Source organism: Actibacterium ureilyticum, from assembly GCF_002285435.1.
GTDB classification, from domain to species: Bacteria; Pseudomonadota; Alphaproteobacteria; order Rhodobacterales; family Rhodobacteraceae; genus Actibacterium_C; species Actibacterium_C ureilyticum.
Genome location: NZ_NSBT01000030.1, coordinates 1 through 19,843, shown reverse-complemented (window position 1 = coordinate 19,843; position 19,843 = coordinate 1). Strand labels below are relative to the sequence as shown.

At 57.2% G+C, this 19,843-nt stretch carries 14 protein-coding genes; 7 read left to right on the top strand and 7 right to left on the bottom strand.

Annotated elements, in window-relative coordinates:
* Positions 1 to 10 precede the first annotated feature (10 nt).
* The 7 genes from CLM60_RS11880 to CLM60_RS11850 are packed head-to-tail and all read left to right on the top strand — an operon-like array spanning position 11 to position 5,400.
* Positions 11 to 664, top strand: a complete 654-nt coding sequence (locus tag CLM60_RS11880; protein WP_095589385.1) for a VirB8 family type IV secretion system protein — start codon at positions 11 to 13, stop codon at positions 662 to 664.
* Position 665: 1 nt separating this feature from the next.
* Entirely contained in the window at positions 666 to 1,361 is a 696-nt protein-coding gene (locus CLM60_RS11875) for a TrbG/VirB9 family P-type conjugative transfer protein (protein ID WP_095589384.1), read from the top strand.
* Positions 1,358 to 2,737: a TraB/TrbI/VirB10 family type IV secretion system protein gene (locus CLM60_RS11870; RefSeq protein WP_095589383.1), complete on the top strand. Its 1,380-nt coding sequence runs from the start codon at positions 1,358 to 1,360 to the stop codon at positions 2,735 to 2,737. The genes CLM60_RS11875 and CLM60_RS11870 overlap by 4 nt, the downstream gene beginning before the upstream one ends.
* 4 nt (positions 2,738 to 2,741) lie before the next feature.
* Positions 2,742 to 3,728 (top strand): ATPase, T2SS/T4P/T4SS family, encoded by a 987-nt coding sequence (locus CLM60_RS11865; protein WP_095589382.1) that lies wholly within the window; start codon positions 2,742 to 2,744, stop codon positions 3,726 to 3,728.
* Positions 3,725 to 3,913, top strand: coding sequence for a hypothetical protein (locus CLM60_RS11860; RefSeq protein WP_095589381.1), 189 nt, complete (start codon positions 3,725 to 3,727; stop codon positions 3,911 to 3,913). The genes CLM60_RS11865 and CLM60_RS11860 overlap by 4 nt, the downstream gene beginning before the upstream one ends.
* The gene (locus CLM60_RS11855) at positions 3,910 to 4,314 is read left to right on the top strand and encodes a hypothetical protein (RefSeq protein ID WP_095589380.1); all 405 of its coding nucleotides are present in this window, start codon (positions 3,910 to 3,912) and stop codon (positions 4,312 to 4,314) included. Before CLM60_RS11860 ends, CLM60_RS11855 begins: the two co-directional genes overlap by 4 nt.
* A 6-nt stretch (positions 4,315 to 4,320) precedes the next feature.
* On the top strand, positions 4,321 to 5,400 hold the full coding sequence (locus tag CLM60_RS11850) for a TrbL/VirB6 family protein (RefSeq protein WP_095589379.1): 1,080 nt from the start codon (positions 4,321 to 4,323) through the stop codon (positions 5,398 to 5,400).
* Positions 5,401 to 5,588: 188 nt separating this feature from the next.
* Here the strand turns inward: CLM60_RS11850 and CLM60_RS11845 are convergent, their stop codons facing one another.
* The 7 genes from CLM60_RS11845 to CLM60_RS11815 form a co-directional block, all read right to left on the bottom strand.
* Positions 5,589 to 6,635 carry a hypothetical protein gene (locus CLM60_RS11845; RefSeq protein WP_095589378.1) on the bottom strand — a complete coding sequence of 349 codons (1,047 nt, stop codon included), beginning with the start codon at positions 6,633 to 6,635 and terminating at the stop codon, positions 5,589 to 5,591.
* A 9-nt stretch (positions 6,636 to 6,644) separates the two neighbouring features.
* The gene (locus tag CLM60_RS11840; protein WP_245848395.1) at positions 6,645 to 9,650 is read right to left on the bottom strand and encodes a type III restriction-modification system endonuclease; all 3,006 of its coding nucleotides are present in this window, start codon (positions 9,648 to 9,650) and stop codon (positions 6,645 to 6,647) included.
* 11 nt (positions 9,651 to 9,661) lie between these two features.
* A complete protein-coding gene (locus CLM60_RS11835; protein WP_095589377.1) occupies positions 9,662 to 11,659 on the bottom strand; it encodes a site-specific DNA-methyltransferase in 1,998 nt (665 codons plus the stop codon).
* A 13-nt stretch (positions 11,660 to 11,672) separates the two neighbouring features.
* Entirely contained in the window at positions 11,673 to 12,440 is a 768-nt protein-coding gene (locus CLM60_RS11830) for a DUF4391 domain-containing protein (RefSeq protein ID WP_095589376.1), read from the bottom strand.
* Positions 12,437 to 15,559, bottom strand: coding sequence for a helicase-related protein (locus CLM60_RS11825; RefSeq protein WP_217983290.1), 3,123 nt, complete (start codon positions 15,557 to 15,559; stop codon positions 12,437 to 12,439). Before CLM60_RS11825 ends, CLM60_RS11830 begins: the two co-directional genes overlap by 4 nt.
* A gap of 406 nt (positions 15,560 to 15,965) precedes the next feature.
* Positions 15,966 to 17,957 (bottom strand): type IV secretory system conjugative DNA transfer family protein, encoded by a 1,992-nt coding sequence (locus CLM60_RS11820; protein WP_095589374.1) that lies wholly within the window; start codon positions 17,955 to 17,957, stop codon positions 15,966 to 15,968.
* 8 nt (positions 17,958 to 17,965) lie between these two features.
* Positions 17,966 to 19,843, bottom strand: a 1,878-nt coding sequence (locus CLM60_RS11815) for a relaxase/mobilization nuclease domain-containing protein (protein ID WP_095589373.1), incomplete at its 5' end; no start/stop codon positions are given.

Here is a 19,843-nt window from a genome sequence, read left to right as displayed (position 1 = left end):
GGCATGACGCGTGGCGAGTGAACAGGACATCATCGAAGAAGAGCTGGTCTATGGTGCTCTGCGCCGTGAACGCCTCTGGCAGCGCCTTGGGCTCATCGGGCTCATCTTCGGCATTCTCGGATGCCTGAGCGCGGCGGCTGTCGCGATCCTCGATGTCGATCCGCCGCCTGTGGTCGTGCCCTATGATCCCGCCACCGGCTTTGCCCTGCCAGAGGCTTCGGTCGGTGCGACTTCTGTTACTGCAAACCAGGCGGTCATCGAGGCGGAGGTCTTCCGCTATGTGACCGACCGCGAGGTCTATAACCAGCTCGACAACGACCTGCGCATCCGCAGCGTCCTGCGCCGCTCGGACGGAGCTGCCGAGAGCGGGTTGCGCCAGATCTGGAACAGCGCCAACGAGAATTACCCGCCGACGGTCTACGGGCCGAACGCCCGGCTCGACGTGGAAATCCTCAGCATCAATCGCATCGGCACCAACCGCGCCACGGTCCGCCTGCGCAAGCGCCTGACATCCATCAACGGCGTCCAGACCGGGCTCTTCACCGCCACACTTCTCTTCGAGTTCCGTCCCGAGACCCGCCGCTCCATCGATGAGGTCTGGACCAACCCGTTCGGCTTCACCGTGCTCGAATATTCCATCCGCTCCGACAGATTGGAGAATTAGTTTGATCAGTAAGTCCTTTGTTGCTGTCCTATTTGCCCTCCTGCCGGTCCTTGCCTTCGCAGAAGCCATCCCGCGCGGTGGCCCCAATGACAGTCGCGTGCGCTTGGCCACCTACCAGGAGGGTCAGGTCTATCGACTGAATGTCTCGCTCACCCACGTCACCACCATCGAGTTCGGTGAGGGCGAGAGCATTCGCTCGATCATCGCTGGCGACACGGAAGGCTTCGAGATCGACGGCGTTCCGGGCGGTCAGGCATTTGCCATCAAGCCCGTCGCGCGCGGGGTGCATACCAATGTGACAGTTTATACGAACCGCCGGAGCTACTACTTCAACGTCGAGGAGGTCCGCAGCCCGACCTTCTATGTGGTGCAGTTCCGCTATCCTGATGACGCTGGGCGCCCGACTCGAGCCATCGCCGCCCAAGCGCCAAACTACAATTACGGTGCCAGCGCGCGGACCGAGTTTACGCCAACCCGCATCTGGGATGACGGGACGTTCACGTATTTCGAATTTCCGCGGAACGCGCCGGTGCCTGCGATCTTCCGCTACGCGGGCGGCCGCGAGCGCACGGTCAACACGCAAACTCCTGAAGACGGCGTGATCCGCGTCAGCGGCGTGAACCGCCAATGGGTCCTGCGACTTGGCGAAGAGGTGGTCTGCATCGAGGCGATCCCGCCCGCGGAGGCCGCCTCATGAGCGATACTGAGAACACCGAGCTGGAAAAACGCCTCGCCGCCCTTGAGAAAGGCAGTGCCCGCGCCCCCACGGCGTCGCAGCGCCGGTCGCCCCTTCTCGCGCTGATCGTGGTCCTCGTCATCGGCGCAGTTGGTGCCCTGCTCTATCTCCTCTCACAGCCCGAAGAAGAGGAAGCCTTGCCGACGGCCACTCCGGACGTCTTCCAAAACGAAGGGGATGGCTTTGGCGCTATCGAGACCTTGCCCCCGCCCGAGCCCGAGGTTGTGTTCGTCGGACCCGATCCAGTCGAGCCGAACGCGGAGCTTCTGGCGCAGATCACCGCCCTGCAGGCCCAGATCGAGGAGTTGCGCAACGCCCCTGAACCGGTCGTCGAGGACAACACCGCCGCCGCAGAGGCAATTGACGCTCTGACTGCTCAGATCGCGGCACTACAAGCCGCCTCGGAAGCCGCACAGCAACGATTCCAGGACGAACTGACGGCGCGGGATCGCAGCCTTGAGCAACTCCGCATGGATCTGGAACTGGCCCAACTCGAGGCCAGCCGACCCCAACCCGCCCCAGCGGGTCCCACGGAGGATGAGCTGCGCGCACGCGAGCAAGAGCGATTGCGCCGCGAGGAGGAAGCAAGACGGCTCGCGGAACTTGAGCGCCGCGCGGCAGAGGAGCGTGCGTTTCAGGAACGCCGCATCGCCTCGCCCACCATCGCTTTTGGCGGCACATCCGGTGCGAATGAGACGGCGCTGACCGAGCGCACCTTTGGCGAGGTGACGGATTTCGTGCTGAACGGGGCGTTGCCCTCCACCGTGACGCAGGCCGAGGTGATCGCCAATCCCTCCAACACCATCATCCAGGGCACCATGATCCAGGCCGTCATGGAAACTGCCCTTGACAGCTCCCTGCCCGGCCAGACCCGTGCCGTAGTGTCCGAGGATGTCTACAGCGTCGATGGCGTGCGCCTCTTGATCCCCCGCGGATCCCGTCTCATCGGGCGCTACCGCACCGGCGTCGATATCGCGCAGCGCCGCGTGACTATCGCTTGGGACCGGATCATCCTGCCCGCGGGCCAGACCGTCCAGATCAGCTCCTTCGGGGGCGATGAACTGGGTCGTTCCGGTGTCACAGGTTTCGTGGACACGCGCTTTGCCGAGCGTTTCGGGTCGGCCGCCCTGATCTCGCTGATTTCCGCCGCGCCAAGCGCCGCCGCGGCAAACTTGCAGGATGAGACCACCGCAGATGTGCTCGAAGACGTGGGCGATGATCTTGCCGATGCCACAGACAGCGTGATAGGCGACTACCTCTCCATCGGTCCGGTCATCTATGTCGACCAAGGCGCCCGCGTCACCGTTATGGTCGACCGCGATCTGGAGATCTTCTGAGCCCATGTCGCTGAGCTATCTCCAGACCTCGCTTGATCGGATCGACGCCGCCGCCCGCGACGATGTCATCGAGATCTGCATCAACCCTGACGGGACTTGCTGGGGAGAATTCCAGGGCGATCACTTCATGAGAAAGCTGGATCAAGCGTTGACCGCAACAGAAGTGAAGGACCTCGGCAACCAGATCGCCTCCTCCGCCAATACGACGATGAGCAAGGACCGCCCCATCGTCTCGGTCTCGATCACCTACAAGGGGCGACCGATCCGGGCACAGGTCATCACGCCGCCCGCCGTGCTCTCGGCGATGTCGATCAGCCTGCGGTTCTTCTCGAGCCTGCTGCTCGAGGGGATCGCGCTCGATTTCCTCTTTGGCAAGGAACGCAAGCTTGAGGAATTGCGGCTCGAGAAGACCCGGGAACTGCGCGAAGTGGTGGCCGCAGGCGGGATCGACGATGCGCTGGCCTTCTGCGTCGACAACAAGCTGAACATGATTGTCTCGGGCGGCACCTCCACCGGCAAGACCGTGGCCGCGCGCAAGATCCTCTCGCACGTGCCGACCGAAGAACGCATCGTCACCATCGAGGAAGCCGCCGAGCTTCTGCCGACCCAGCCCAATGCCGTAACGCTGATTGCCAATCGCGACGCGGAGTTCCAGACGGCCGATGTGCTGCTCACCGCGACACTGCGCATGCGCCCCGACCGGATCATCCTCGGCGAGGTGCGCGGCAAAGAGGCGATGACTTTCCTCGAAGCGATCAATACCGGACATGGCGGGTCCATGACCACGCTACATGCCGAGACCCCGCAACTCGCCGTGCAGCGTCTGGCCATCGCAGCCCTCAAGACCGAGATCCCGATGACCTATGCCGATATGATCCAGTACATTGAGAATTCTATCGACGTGATCATCCAGGCCGGTCGCCACAACGGCAAACGCGGCATCACCGAATTCTACCTCCCCGGCACAACCGAGATTGGAGCTTCCCAATGAAGACCTTTGAATATGACATCCTGTTTTTCCAGGTGAAGAAGCAAAAGGACTACGACGCGATGAGAAGCGCCTTGAATGAGCGCGGCGCGGAGGGGTGGGAAGTCATTACAGCTGAAGCCGGTGACTACGGCTATACTACGTTCTTGAAGCGTGAATCTTTGGCGACGAAGGTGGCTTCCGAATGATGCGGATCCTTGCGAATGCAAGCCTGCTCGTTTTTCTCTGTGCAACCGCCGGCGTCGCTGAACGGAACCTGATCCCAACGCTCGATAACCAGCCAGATGTCTGTCCCGACCAACCCCCGGAGCCACAGTGGATGCAAGACATCAATGTACGCGAGTCCCACAAACGGCTCCTGATTCAACAAATCTATCGTGCTCAGAGCATGCAACGCATCGTTGAAGCCCAAAGCTGTGAATGCCTGACGCGGTATCCTTCTTGGGAGGCCGCTGAAGGCGTCTTCGTTGAGCAGTTCGCCGCATCTGAATACTGGGACATCGTGGAAGCGACGTCAGAATACCGACGGCAGGCAAATGAGCTTCGGCGCGAAGCCATGCCAATCTGCGAAGCTGCTGGAAACTGGTAGGGTTCCATGAGCGTCGTCACCTACTTCGTGGAAACGGCTGAGGGCTATCTCAATACAGCTGCCGAGACGCAATTTGGCGCAGTCGCCGCAACAGTCGGAACGATGCTCGTACTCGGCACTACGCTCGTGGTCATTCTGGTTTTCATCAACACGATCTACCAGTATCGCGCCATGGACGGGCGCACGGCCTTCTGGCTCGCCGTGAAGGTCGGGCTGATAGGTGTTTTTGCGACCAACTGGGTGCAGTTCAACATCCTTGCTGCGGCGATCCTGAACGGGATCGACAGCATAGCCGGGTCGCTCGTGGCCTCTGTGGGCGGCGGATCACCCGGACCGTCTGGCACCTTCGCAGAGGAGTTCGATGACCTGATCGCGGCGCTCGGGGACTATTTGAATGCTGCGGGCTCTGAACTGAACTGGATGGCCGGTGCCCTGTTGGACACCCTTGGGGTTTTGCTGCTCTCAATCCTCGGTGGTTTGGCGGCATTCATCGTGGTCGCGTCACGGCTCATGATCGCTCTACTGATCGGGATTGCTCCGGTCATGATCTTCCTGACCCTTTTCGAAATAACCAAGGATTACTTCGCGCGTTGGCTTTCGGCACTGATTTCTTTTGCGCTCTACCCCATCGTCGTGGCCGGCGTGTTCGCGACCATCACGGGTGTCTCGCGTGCGCTCCTTGCTGAGCTGGGCGACCCGGAAGGTGCCTCCAACATCGGCGCGCTCATTCCGTTCTTCATGATGGTGCTGATGGCAAAGGGATTCATCATCGCAACACCATTCCTGGTGCGGGCGATTTCCGGAAACATCATGATGCCGGCACTCTCGGCCGGCTTCGGCGGTAGCTATGCCTTTGCCCGAGGGCTCGCTGGCAGCCAACAAGTCTACAACCGGTACGCCATCGGAGGTGCGACTGGCGCGGAATACGCAGCTCTGCGCGCGCGACAATTCTTTGGTTTACAAGCGTTGCCAAGCCGACCCAATACTGCGGGAGGGCCAACCGCTACTCCTCCCGGAGACGGGACCGGAACCGGCGCCCGAATGCTTGCGCAGCTTTCCAGGTTGGGCCGGCTCGGCAGGCGGTGAATGGCCCGGCCCAGAGCTGACCTTGAGCGCACAGACTGGATGCAGCGGTCGCAGCCCGCTTTGCTGCCATTCGCTGCAATGGCAAAATTCACGCTGATGATAGACAAAACCACTCGACACAAAGATGTTATACTGAAGTTGTAGAACCAGCAACATTCGTGCTGCGAGAACACACTCAATCATTTTGGCTAGATCGTTGACGGCCAACCAAAACCAAAACGGGAAAGATAGTACTTCTTCTTCAAGTAGGCGAGGTCGCTCTCCCATTCCACAATCGCGTCAGAGAGGGCACTCCGTCGGCGTCGCTTCGCGTTTCGGGCAAAGGCAGCAATCGTTTCCGCCAGCTTTTGCAGTCGCGCTGCAGAACCGGGTTCAGACCATTGCTCATAGTATTCCAGTGACCAGTAGATCGGCAGTGTTCCCGTCACGACGCGATCAAGGATTGCGCGCCTCGCGCCCTCTGGCAGGCCATTCGTACGGCCGACTCGATACTCAAGATATCCAAGCATGCCCTCGGTGGGTGCTTTGCCAATCTCGAAACCACCTCCACCGCCGTCGGCACCCGTGCTGGGCCATGTAAAATATTCAGGATGCTTCCGGATATGCGGCAGCCGACGTTTCCACTCCTTCTCGATGGCCTCAACGATCCGGTTGGCAGCCCCGTGTTTGAAAGCCTGCGCGGGGTCGCCAAGCCGCAAGACGTTCTGAATCCAAAGGCCATGCAACCTCTCGTGCTCCATCCCTTGGATCCCATCGATGATCGCTGCCTCGGCCCCGAGGATGTTCGCGCGTTTGACAGGTTTGGCCACTGGCAATTCGCGAGCCGGGCGTTTCGCCGTCTTCTTCTGCGGAACCTTTCTCAGCTCAGTTGCCAAATCCCTGCTGGCAAGCTCGTCCGGCATGGGCGGCAAAGCGTCCGTATCACGCGCCTTTTCTCCTGCGGGGGTAAGGCTCAAGGCGGCGTAGGTCTTCTTGGGATAACCCGGCCTTGGGCGTCGCGACTGTTCCACTAGCTGGGTTTTCTTAAGCCATGATAGCGCGACATCGAAATTGTTGTGGAACGTGTTCTTGGTCCCAGCAGGAACCGCGACGTTGATTTTGCCGTAAGGGAAATTGAACGCATCAGCGACGGATTTTTGCACATCGCTGATCGAAAGGTCGGGCGCATGCAGGGCGTGCAGGATAGGGCGTAATAGAAAACCAAAGGCTGGGATGTCCTGCGCGTGTTCCGTCATACCGTGGCCTTACGTGTGTTTCATCATCCCATCGACTGAGGTGACTTTGATGTATTCTGCCGGATTGGGATCAATGGCAATTGCGGCGAAGTGTTTCTCTCCACACTTTATCTTCGCGCCTTCCTGATGGCGCAGATCATCCCACCAGCCGCTGCTTTTGGTTTCAACGACAAAGTAAAGCTTCTCTGCTCCGCCTTCCTCGACCAGAACCGCCCAGTCTGGATTGTAAGTGCCGAGTGGGGTCGGAATCTTGAACCAAGCTGGAAGCTTTGCGTAGACTTTCACGGCCTCGTTGGCCTCAAGGCCCTCAGCGAATTTGCGTTCCGTTCCCTCAGAATCATAGACTACATACTCAAATACAGATTTCGCCGTTTGAATTGCATTCTTCAGGTACGTTTTCAGCTCTTCTTGTTCAAAGAGTTCCTGGCAATAGAAGTGATCATCACCGATCCGTTGATAGCGAATACCGTCAACCAGCGCTAAACGCTTGGTGCGATTGATGGCCTCGGCACATTGGTCGATAAATTGCTGTGGATTGCGCTTGAAGTCTTCCACGCGGTCGCTCTTCAGCAATATATCTACGATGCTGCTGCGTGTCAGTTGGGTCTTGTCTTGGAGATCCGTGATGATGTCGGGCAGCTCGATATCGTCTTCATTGATTGTCGTGAAAGCGCCCTGACGTCCATCTTTTGCGGATACACCGCCCTTACCGATTTCCAGCCCGGCCGTTCTGAACCGAGCCCGGGTTTTTGTGATCGGGTCGCTTTTTCGGATCGCTTCTGCAGCGTCGTCGACCAGCTTAGAGTTGTCGAATTCAACCCGGTACGTCGTTTTATGTTTGATCCGATCCCATAGAGCTTTGAACTCTGGGCTTTGAAGAACTGCCTCTCGTGTTCGAATAACCTTTCGATCATCGGCGTTCTTGATGTCCAGGCGGCCTGCAAGTTTTTTCAGGATCCCTTCAATTTGACTGGCTTGGTCCTCAAACTCCTCGGGCAGCTGGAGGGTGCCATCTTTCAGAGCCGTTCGAAGGCTGTCTTGAACCTTACCCTTTCCATCAATGAGATCCGCTGCTTTGAGATGTTCCCACAGCTGTTCGGATGCGGCTGCACCCAAAGGCTGAAGGGTTCCATCGTCGTTCTTCACTTGCACCGAAGCAAATTGATGTCGCTCAACAATACCAAACTTGATGCCGGTATCCTTTTCGATCTCCGTCTGCAGGTTCTTGGCAAATTCTTCATAGCTTTCGGTGGCGACGACAGTCAGTGTATTGGTGTCGTTGCCTCGAATGCGCCGACCTTTTTCTGCCCCGTCGGAATTTACTGCCAATCGAAGGCCCCGGCCAATAGTCTGACGTCGTTCCCGTTCGGTGTTCATGTCCCTGAGCGTGCAGATCTGGAACACATTGGGATTGTCCCAGCCTTCCCGCAAAGCGGAGTGGGAGAAGATAAACTTGAGCTTCGTGTCAAAGCTCAAGAGCTTTTCCTTGTCCTTCATAATCAGGCTATAGGCGCGTTCAGCATTGTCTCGGTTAGCTTGATTGTTCTCAGCGGTTTCAGTCCATCTTTTGTTCTTGTCGATCGAGAAGTAGCCATCGTGCACGTCGGCGGCCTCCAATTCAAAGTCGATCGGCCCAAAAAGTGTCTGATAGTCCGATGACTTGGCGAGCTTGGCGTACTCTTCCTCAAACATCTGGGCATACTTGCCCTTAACTTGGTTCCCATCCTCGTCGTACTGCCGATAGTGTTCCACCGTATCGATGAAGAACAAGCTCAGCACCTTGATGGGCCGACCGGTTTCCTTGAACCGAAGTTCCTTGTCGAGATGCTCTTTGATCGTTCGCCGGATCATCAAACGCTTCTGTGCGTCTGGATCGACGCCACCGTGCGACATGCCGGGCTTCAGCACCTTGTCCAGGCCAGGGCCTTTGATCTCAATCGTCTCTTCCGGCCCGACCCTGATCGTGCCGATCTGCATATTCTCGTAGATCGCCCGGTTCGTCAGTTGCTCCAGATCGTCACCATCTTCGACCGTCAAAATCTTGCGTTTGACCGCCTTTCCGCTGGCTACATCCAACTCGACCTTGGCCGTGATAGTGCCTTGCCGATTGTGGGTTGAGATGAGTTTGACATAGGGCTTGTTATGCCCACCCTCGATCTCCAGGGACGCCACCTCGATCTGCTTCACCAAGCCGCGTTCGTAAGCGTCAACGGCATCGAGCCGGTAGACCATGTGATGCTTCTGGATATGCGTTGCTGAGTAGCGCAGCGTGCAAAGCGGGTTCATCGCCTGCAGCGCCGTCTTACCGGCCCCTTTGAGGCCCCCGTCAACACTCTGAGGTTCATCCACGATGATGATCGGGTTGGTCGCCTTGATCAGGTCGATGGGCTTCTCGCCGCCGGTATTCTCGTTCTCTTTGTAGAGGTTGTTGACGTCCTTCTTGTTGATCGCGCCCACCGTCGTGACCATGATCTGGATCGTCGAGCTGGTAGCAAAGTTGCGTACCTGTCCCAGCTTCGAGCTGTCATACTGAAAATACTCATACCCCTTGGCCTTCGGGTAGAGGTTTTCAAAATGCTCACGCGTGATCTCAAGCGTTTTGTAGACGCCTTCCTTGATGGCCACCGAGGGCACAACGATCACGAACTTGGTGAAACCGTATTCTTGGTTCAACTCGAAAATCGTGCGCAGGTAGACGTAGGTTTTCCCGGTGCCGGTCTCCATCTCGACGGTGAAGTCACCCGACTGCAGCACTGTGTCCTGACCCAGGCCGTTACGCAGCTGAATGTCACCCAGGTTCTCCAAGAGCTCGTCGTCGACCAGCTGCAGGCGGTTCCCGACGCCCAACTCGTTCTCTTGCAGGCCTAGCGTTCCCTGCGGGCCGCTTTCGGGGCGGTAGGTCACGGTGAACTCAGAGCGTGAGATTTCTTGGCCCTTGAACAGATCCACTACCGCCGCGATGGCGGCTTGCTGGTAATCCAGATCATCTTCGAAATGCAGTTTCATCTTTGACATGGCGATTGATCTTACAGGCTACGGACGTGAGAAATGCCGTTCTGTTCCAGAATGGCGGCCATGTTGGTTTTGGCGATGTCGTCGGCAAAGGCGCTGTCGCGGAAGAAGACATGCGTGTCTGTCTCCGGTGCCAGTTCCTTGTGCCAGTCAAGGATGCCCTGGGCGACGTCATCGACGTCGGCGGCGGCAATGGACGTATCGAGACACGCGAACAGGACGCCGTATCCGATGCTGTAGATCGTTTTGCCTGCAGCCTGCCGCTCTTCGATGGGAACCGTCAGTTCGATCCCACGTTTGAGCAAGAGTTCATAGAGCACGTCCTGTTCTGTCCGGCCTTCAACAAGGTGTTCTTTGTGAGAAAGCAGAGTTTCTTCCAGATCTGTGCGGTCTGGATTCCATTGCCTTATGTTCGAACCGCTTAGCTTTAGAACCTTAAAGCCCAAGTCGATTTTTTCTTCACCAAGTGATCGAACATGCTCCGCAGCCTTTCTCATTCTTTCTTTCGCAATATCGGCAACAGTCAAAAATCCAGCCTTACGAGCAGCCGATTTTTCGTCGATTGGCTCAGGCAGCTGAACACCAATAAAGTGTCTACCGCGCGGATCTTCTTGCTCAACTTCAAAAACCGCTTGGGCCAGCGTGCCGGATCCGAAGAAGAAATCTAAAATCAAGTCATCCTTCGATGTTCCGTAATAGATACACCTTTTCAACAATTCGACTGACTTCGGATATTCAAGAGAAGTACCTGGAATAAGCTTTTTTAAAGCCCGCTTTCCGGCATCGGTTGAGAATTCACCACCCATCCAGATCGATTTTGGCAATGAGCCTTGGAACTCTGTTTCATCAAACTCGTCCTCATCAAGGTCTTCTTCGCCCTCGATCGGAGTAGGCCCCGCATTATCTAGAAAGATCCTATAGGAGATATTCCATTTATCACTCTTTTTGACATACGAGGCCTCAAGATCTGATAAATTTTCTCTTACCTTATCCTTGCCCCACCTCCAACGACCATCACTTCCATCGCTTTTCAAAGGCGTTATTTCGATGTCTTCGGGAGACTGCCGTTCCAAGCTCATAGTTTTGGTGGCTTTGTTGTAGAACAGAGGAAACCACATTTTGGGTCGATCTTCGCGGGTGTCCGGACCACCTCTCTTGCGCAAATCCCGAAGCTTGTATTTTCGCCCGTCATCTAAGACTAACTTGAACTCAGCTATCTGAGCCTCAGTTAGCGGCAAACCCTGCGATACAAAGCCAGATTTTTTGTAGGCCATGACGTACTCGTGAGCCATAGCAACGTTTGTCTTGTCGTTCCTGCCTTTGTAGTTGGTTACCACAGAAAACTGAGCAACAAAATTTTCTTCCCCAAAAACTTGGTCGCATACTGATCTAAGGTTGGAGCTCTCTTTTTCGTCAATGCTGATCAATATCACTCCGTCTGTGGTCAGCAAATTGCGGGCAAGCACAAGTCTTGGCATCATCATGTTGAGCCATTGCGTGTGCTTTCGGCCAGTTTTCTCCTGACCACTTTTGCTCACTTTCCATTCGCCCGATGCTGTCTTTTGACCCGTGTATCTTAGGTAAGTTTCCAAACCTTCAGAGTATCGATCAGGATAGACAAAATCTTTGTCTGTATTGTACGGCGGGTCGATGTATATTAGCTTAACTTTTCCGGCATAACTCTTTTGCAAAAGCTTCATTACTTCAAGATTGTCACCCTCAATGAAGACATTCTTGGTTGCTTCCCAATTGATGCTCTCTTCTGGACAAGGCAGAAGTGTGCCAGCGCTTGGCGTCAAAGCGATTTGTCGTGCAGCTTTCTTCCCGTGCCAGTTCAGACCATATTTCTCATCCCCTTCGTCCAAAACTTCTGCATCACCCAACAATTGGCGCAACACATCAAAGTTGACGCCGTCCTCGGTGAACGCGTCTGGGAACAGCTCTTTCAGCTTTTCAATATTTTCGGAGATAATGTCAGCGCTTTGGCCGTCCTGTTGGGTAACGTTTTGCATGCTCGGTCTGTCTTTATTGGGAAGCGCCGGTCAATTCGGCTTCAAGTTGAACTATAACATCTTTCCGGGATTTGATCTCGGAATTCAAAGAGATTTTCCGCGCCATCTGACTTTCGCGCTTGAGCGCGTTGCGTAGCTCCGAGATCTCACGCTCCAGCCCATCAATCTTGCGCAGCGCCGCCCGGTGCATGGGGGCAACCTTGGCCGAGGCCGCTTGAAACTGCCCAGTCCGCTCCGCCGCGATGAACGCGATAACCTGCGCCTGCAGCCCTTGGTACAGGGCGTAGAAGTTTGTGGCCGGTAGCTTCGAAAGGGTCACTGCTTCCAGAAACGCCGCTTCAATCTCCGTCGGTGCCGCCGGGTCGAACCATGGGCTCAGCCAGCGCTCCTCCACCACGATCTTGGATGAGTCCGCTTGGTTGATCCGCTTGTCAGCAACGCTCAGCGCTACCTTGCCTTCATGCTGAAACACCAACAGCAGTGGGTACGGGATCGCTTGCTGCATGAATGCCGCCAGCCGTTTCACACGGTTCGCGCTGGACAGGTCCACCGACAAGATCGCCACCTCTCCGTAGTCGCGTTCTTCGTCCGTGAAAGCAGAGATGTTGATCGAGCTCGGCTTCAGTGTGTATCGCCAACGGATGCCTGACACATCCTCGCTCAGCGCTTTCTTGTCCGCCGCCTTGAGCTCCGCGTTGTCCAGAAACAGCTTCTTGAAGAGCGGCTTATCTAGGCGGCAGCTATCCGGGATGCGGAGGCGGTCGAAAAAGGCGTCGATCATGCGGCGGCCTTTATGATTAGAAAACTGACCACTTCGAAGTCATCAGAGCCCGCGCCGCCGCTGGCAGACAAGGTCGTGCCGCCACGGGCGAACAGGCTCTCGACGCCTTTCTCCTCGGTCTTGCCCACGATGCTCTCCACCGCGATTGCCAGAAGGTCCTTGTAGGGCTGCATGTTCCGCAAGTTCTTCGTACTGGAGTTCAGTGCGTCGATGGCCGCTTGGTCCACCTCCGTGGCGGTCGCGCCCAGCTTCTTCAGTAGGTCCAAGCTTTTCTTGGCCTGCAAGTGATTGAACACGATTTCACCGGTTTCCGCTACATAGGCCAGGAAGTAGGGAGCGAGCGCGTACCCTTCGTTGGCATGAGCGGTGCCGGTTTGGTCACGTAGACAGAAGATCACCCCAGGCACAGCCTGGGGACCCAAAGAAGACACCACAGCGTGCAGTCCGGCGGGAGTGCGTTCAAGATCTTCCAAGTGTTCTTTCAGGTAGCCTGACAGATCCATGCGGAAGTCATTGAGTGTCAGATCCGTGATCGAGACGTTGCCGTCCATGTCTTCCAAGTCGAGGACTGTATCCTGCAGCTGCTGCATTTGACGACGACGATACTCCAAGTCGTTCATCTGCTTTTTTTCGTCATACTCAATGACGTTTTCCTCGCCGGTCGCCGAGATGTCCAACAGCACCATCCGACCGCTCACGCGGGCCTCAAGGTTGATGTATTCATCCAGCTCCATGTTGGGCCAGAAATTGACTAACTGGATCGCGTCATTCTTGGAGCCGAGCCGGTCTACACGCCCAAACCGCTGGATAATCCGCACCGGATTCCAGTGGATGTCAAAGTTTATCAAGGTGTCGCAGTCCTGAAGGTTTTGACCTTCAGAGATACAATCTGTAGCGATCAAGATGTCGATTTCTTCTGTGGCGTCCGGATCAACCTTATCCCGCTCCTTCGACACAGGAGAGAAGTTGGTCAAGATGCCGTTCAGGTCTCGCGAAATGCCGGTCAACGTGCACTTGTTGTTGCCAGTGCCACCTGTCACCAAAGCGCTATGCAGGCCACAGGTTTCCAGCGCCCAAGTGTTGATGTGCTGATACAGATACTCGGCGGTATCTGAGAAGGCCGTGAAAACGATAAGCTTCTTGTTACCGTCGTTGATAGGGCTTTGGCTCTTTTCCAGGATCAACGCTTTTAATCGATCGAGTTTTGCGTCCTCTTCAGCGGTCACCTTGCGAGCTTCTTCCAGCAAGAACTCCAGCAAGATACGGTCTGCTTCTAGGTCCTGCCGCATCCGAAAGAGATCCAAATCCTGGATGAGGACTTTCACCTTGCGACCGATCATCAAATCATCGAGATCCGCCGCATCCACCTGAATATCTTCAATGGAAAGCTCTTCGACTTCGGACGCTTCGTGCTCTTCGATCTTTCTGAGGAAGTCGACAACCTGAGCGTGGACCTTTCCCACTGTGAGCGCGAATGAGTGAATAGAGCTTTCCATGCGCTTGAGCATGTTAACGCGCATCAAATGGATCAGGCTGCGCTCACGATCGACTTGTTTGAGCGTCGATTTCCCACCAGCTACCTGTTGGTCGTACTTTCTACTATACTCTTCCTGCTTGTCGCTCAGCACGTAATCTAATGGCGCGTAGGCGGCGAGGCTGAGCTTTTTGATTGATCGGTTGATTTCTTTTAGTGGCGGGAAGTTTCCAGCCTTGTCGATGTCCGACTTGATGTTCTGCGGCTTGAGGCGCTCAGGAAACTTTCCGATCTCGGCGACGTCATAGTATTTTTCAATGTGCCGCCTCGAGCGGGCAATAGTCAAAAGATCGAGCAGCTTGAAGTAACCAAAATTGAGCGTTTCGAGCAATCGTTCGCTAGTTCTGCTTTCTTCTGGCAGCTTGAGCCAATCATTAAATTGGGCCTGTGCCCGCCGCAAAGTCACTTCGATGCTGGCGATACCTGCATCTTCAAACGCCTTGTCTCGACCTTCAGTGATAAAGGCTACTTGGTTCTTGAGGTCATTGAGCCGGTTGTTGACCGGTGTTGCCGAGAGCATCAAGACCTTGGTTTTGACCCCGCTTTTTATCACGTCTTCCATCAAGCGCTGGTATCGAGTGACGCCATCGACCCGAGGATTGTTGTTTCTAAAGTTGTGGGACTCGTCGATAACAACAAGATCGTAGTTGCCCCAATTCAGTGTTTCGAGATTGATCTCTCCGGATTTGCCCGCCATGCGGCTCAGATCTGTATGGTTCAGCACGTCATAGCTGAAGCGGTCCTTTGCCAGCAGGTTGCGCTTGTCATTGACCGTGTAGACGGTCCAGTTCTCACGCAGTTTCTTGGGAGCCAAGACCAAAACACGATCATTCCGGAGCTCGTAATACTTGATCACCGCGAGGGCTTCAAAAGTCTTACCCAAGCCGACACTGTCGGCGATAATGCAGCCCCCATAGCGTTCGAGCTTGTCGATCGCGCCCAACACGCCGTCTCTTTGAAACTTGTAGAGCTTGTTCCAGACAATTGTGTCTTTGAAGCCGGTTTTCGAACGGATAATGCTCTCTTCGTCTATGTCTTCTAGGAAGTCCCTAAAGATATTGAACAACGTCGCAAAATAGATATGACAGGCGGGCTTATCGCACGCCAGCTGGTCTAGTGCCTCTAAAAGTTGCGCCTTTGCTTCGCGCACAGCTGTCGGATCAGCCCAAATCGTATCAAACCAACTAAGGAGTTGTTTGGACGCTGCCGGGTCGTGGGTCACCGTATTCATCGCAAATGACCGAGACGGAACGGAGCCAAGTCCCGCTGCGGTGAAGTCCGAGCTTCCCGAGATAGCCGTCGGGGCGTTGTGTGTACTCTCGATGTGGAAGATGTTTTGCGCAATTGTACTGCCGTGCAATTGTTGCACATCCACCTTGCGCTTCACCCAATCAGCACATTCACTTGCGACCCGCTGAAGGTCCAAATTGTTCCGTAGGCTGGTTTCATCACGGTTTCCGGCCAAGCTATCGGTTTTGATTTTCTCGGCGTTGCCCAACAAAAGACGTAGCTTGTTGATTTTCCGCAGTTCACCTCGAAGCTCTGCAAAACCGTATATCGAAAAGAGCCCAGTCAATACTGACATTTTCGACTCGTCATTCAGCGAGCGCCTAAGCTCGTCAACAACTCTTCCGTGGCTTTTGTTGTCTAAAAGCAAAGCTTGATGTCCCCTGCCTATCTCTGCCGTCGACGCCGGGCTCTCGTCGTTGGTAGCTAGAATTTTCTTAGTGCGTCGCAGTTCATTCGGTCCACCAACGGCCCAGAGTTCGCTGGTTGAAACTTACAAGTGTTCAGAGTTACCGCTTACTAATCCCGGAAAAAATGGTCCAGATGGACCCTAGGTCTGTGATGCAGCAACAATCAACTTGGACCACTCAATTGCGTCTGCCCAAAAACGCGGACCTGCCATCAGCCGCTTTCTTCGATGGGTACATTTCATTTGGTACCCGCAGCGAAGCGAACTGCCCTACAGACAAGCCATCCCCGCCACCCTATCGAACCACCAAATTTTCGCCATCCCCCTCCCGCAGCATCGCGTCCAAGCCATCAACAGCCGAGCGCAACTCCACCTCGTCGCCTAAGCCCGCTGCCTCGGCATCCGCGACCGGGCCCTCAAAATCCAACTCCATCTGGTGCTGTTCCTCGGCGACGACAGCTTGAACGATAGGCGCGGTCTTCTTTGGGGCGACATCGGTTTGCCCTGACGACTGGCCATTGGCAGCCTCGCGTGCGGCCTCAACGTCGGCTTCAGATCCACGGGGCCCGTCCGGTGGCGGCGTCATTGGCATGGCGCGCATACTCAGCGGCAGCGTACCCTGTGATCCCCCTCCCCCCGGCTCCGGAAACGGCAGCTCGCCCATCTGGGCCGCATGGATCGCCTTGAACAGCCGATCGTCAAAATACTGGATCCGCTTTGCGCGGACCGGCATTTGCGCATCGATGACCATGACGATCTCGTCGAGCGGCAGGCGGCGGGCTTCATCTTCAGGCAGCAAGGAGCTTTCCTCGGTCCTGGTCGTCTGGCTGCGGCCCTCGAAGGGGTTCTTGCCGATGGACTGAGATCGCGTGATGACCGTCTTCGTGGTCTTGCCGACCGCCTTGCTCAGCTCCTCGACGGTTTTTTCATCCGAGGGCGTCAGGTAGAGCTTCACGCCCGCGTTGCCCTGCAGGGCGCGGCGGGTGTTCTCGCCATAAATTTCATCGAGGGCGGGGATGGTTTGCGTGACCACGGCCAAATGTCCGCGATAGGTCCGCAGGGTCTCGATGCTCTCGACCACGATGGGCATCTTGCCCAAGCGATTGAACTCGTCGAGCATGATCATCACGGGCCACGGCTCGTCTGGCCCGGGGTCTTTTTCCTGCATGGCGGAGAGGAGATCGGAAAAGAAGAGCCGGATCAGCGGCGCCAGCGGCTTCACCATCAACGGTTGGACCACGAGATAGACGGAGAAGGGCTTCTTGCGGATCGTCCGGAAATCAAAGTCCGACACCGCCGTCGCCTCATCGATGGCCGGGTTTTGCCACTGGTCCAGCCCCGAAGTCATCAGGAGCGAAACGTATGAGGTCAGCGTGTCGTTGTTGGTCGAGGCCAGACGCGTGAAGATCAGCTTGGCGGCACGGTTCTCCACCTCGTGGCCGCGCGCGAAATACTCCTTCTGCTTGTTCCCGCCCGACGCGGCGATGCGGTAGATTTCGCCCAGGGTCGGGCGCTTGCGCTGGAAGGCCAAAAGCCCTGCCGCCACGAAGAGATCGATCCCACCCTTGAGGAGCCCCTGCACCCGGTCGTTGTCGCTTTGCAGGAAGAGCGTCGCGAGGAGCTGCAACTCCATCTGCTGGCGGGCGGGGTCCTTCAGTTGATAGATGCGAAGGAGCGGGTTGTAGCGATGGGTGCGCTTGCCCTCCCAATCGGTGGGGGCAAAGCGATAGACCTTGTCGCCCTGGGCTGCACGGTGCCGGGCCGTGGCCTCGTAACACTCGCCTTTCACATCGAGCGTGACGGCGGAGCCCTGCCAGGTCAGCAGGTTCGGAATGACAAAGCCCGTGGTTTTGCCTCGGCCCGTGGGTGCCACGATCAGCGCATGGGGGAAGACCTTCGAGCAAATGTATTTTGCGCGGGAGCCGGGGGTCCCAAGTTTGCCGAGGATGAACCCGGTCCCGGGCGCCCCGAAGAAGCCATTGGCCTTCATCTCGCGCGCGGTCTGCCAATGGGTCTGACCAAACCGTGTTAGGGCGGATCCCGACAAGGCGAGGCTCAGCATCATGCCGGCGGCGGCAAAGCTGCCGATGATAAGGTGGATGAGTTGGGCATCCTCTGGGCGGCGATCGAGGATCGTCAGATAGTTCTGCGCGATATAAGCAAAGTCGATCTCGGCCCCGAAGCCGAGTTCCTGGTAGGTCAGCACCGCCGAGGCGATGGTGTAGCCTATGGCGGCGGTCACCAGCGTTACCAGCAGGACGCCCGTGGCGATCCGCGCTTTTCCCATAGCGGCGCTCAATGGATCTGTCCCCGCTCGGTCTCGCCGTCCACATCGGCAGCGCGGTGTTTTTCGTATTCGGCATCGGCGAGATCATCGACCACCTGGCGCAAGGCCTCCGTGTTGGCCGTCGCGGCATTTGATTGCAGGTAGACCTTGGCGACATAGAGCCGGTCGAGGCGGTCCTCGAGAACCTTGTCCAGCGCATCGGCATCGCCGGATGTGAGGCGGCCCAATTGGCGGTCATCCAGCACCCGCGCGATCTCGCCGCGGAAAGCGTGCCGCTCCGCATCGCTCTCGAAGGGCGCGGACAACTGCCCCGCCCGCTCATGGGCTAGAACGCGCGCAATCTCGTCTGCGAGGCGGTCGGTACGGTCAGTCTGCGGCGCCGTTTCATCTCGGGTTGCTAGACGTTCGTCACGCGTGCCCAACCCGAGCCCGTCGCGCATCTCGGTTTCGCGGCGGACCTGATTAATGGCCTCCGTGTCGCGTATCTCCACAACGGCCGCATAGGTCGCGCCGAGCCCACGGGCGAGGTGGGACGGCATGTCCGGGTGCGCCTCGAGATATGCGCGCTGCTCCGCCTCGATCCGGCGCTCTGCCTTTGAGACCACCTCCCAATCCCGCTCTTCGATCTGCTGCGATGTCAGGCCGTCTGCGCGCATCTCCTGACGGATTGTCCCTTCCATCTCCCGCACCGCGTCCCGGTGATAATGGAACTGCTCGCTGACCGCTTCGGCTTCCACGACACCATCCCGGCGCAGCACGTTTTCCTGTTCCAGAAGCGTGCCGAGGTTGACATGTACGTCATTGAGAATGTCGCGCGCCTGTTCCAGATCGGCACGGCGTTCGAGGTTCAGATCCCGCGCCTCAGCCACTTTGGAGAGATCATCGGCGATCCATTGATGCTCAAGTGCTGCATTTGACGCCCCGGTTTCGATCCGGGCCACCACTTCCGATGTGCTGATGCCCGTGCCGCGCAGGGCCGCGTCGATCCGTGAGCGCAGGCGCGGCTCAGTGAGGCGTTCGAGCTCGCTCTCTTGGATGTTTGCCTCTGAGTAGACCCCGCCCTCAGATGGGGTCTCTGACAGCGTGGAGGATCGCAATCCGAGCGGCTGCATGTGCTGGACCTGCGTCTGGATCTCGATGAGGCGTTTTTCCAGAACGGGACGTTCCGCGTCGGATTTCTCTGCGATCATGCCCTGCACTCGCGCGAGCTTCTCCGCGTAGAGGCTTCTCAGATCCTCGAAACTCTGATCCTCGGCCATGTACACATCTCCTGTTCGGTCCACCTGCCCGCCGCGCGCCAGCACCTCGCCCGCGCGGAAGAGCGCCGCCGCAATATCCTCGCGGGCCTCCCTCGAGGCTTCCGCGGCAAGCGAGTGGTAGACGGTTCTGGTGTTGGCAATCTCCGCCAGCGTCCGCGTCAGGTCGGCCCCCACGCGTTCGCGCTCGCGGGGCGCGCGACCCTCTTCTTTCGCGGCGTAGATCTCGCTGGTCCGGGCTGGGTAATGTACAACCCCGCGATCCACCCGGCGCGTGGCCTCCAGGCGCACGCCATACTTTTCGGCCTCTTCGACCATGGCGAGACGGAAGTCGTCATAGTTGAAGCGGTGGTTGCGCCCCAGAAAGAAGAACTCGCCTTCCTGCGAGCGGCGGTTCAGCACCAGATGCGCATGCGGGTGATCCCGGTCCTCATGCACCGCGATGATGTAGTCGAAATGCCCCTTATCAGTCTGGAAGAACCGCTCGGCCACGTCCGTCGCGATGTCGCGCACATCCTCCCCACGCGTGCCCACGGGGAAGGACATGAGCATGTGGGTGGTCTGTCCGAGCTTGGGCTTGAAGCCCGCATCCCACCGCTTGGCAAAGCGCTCGGTGAGGTCCTTGATGTC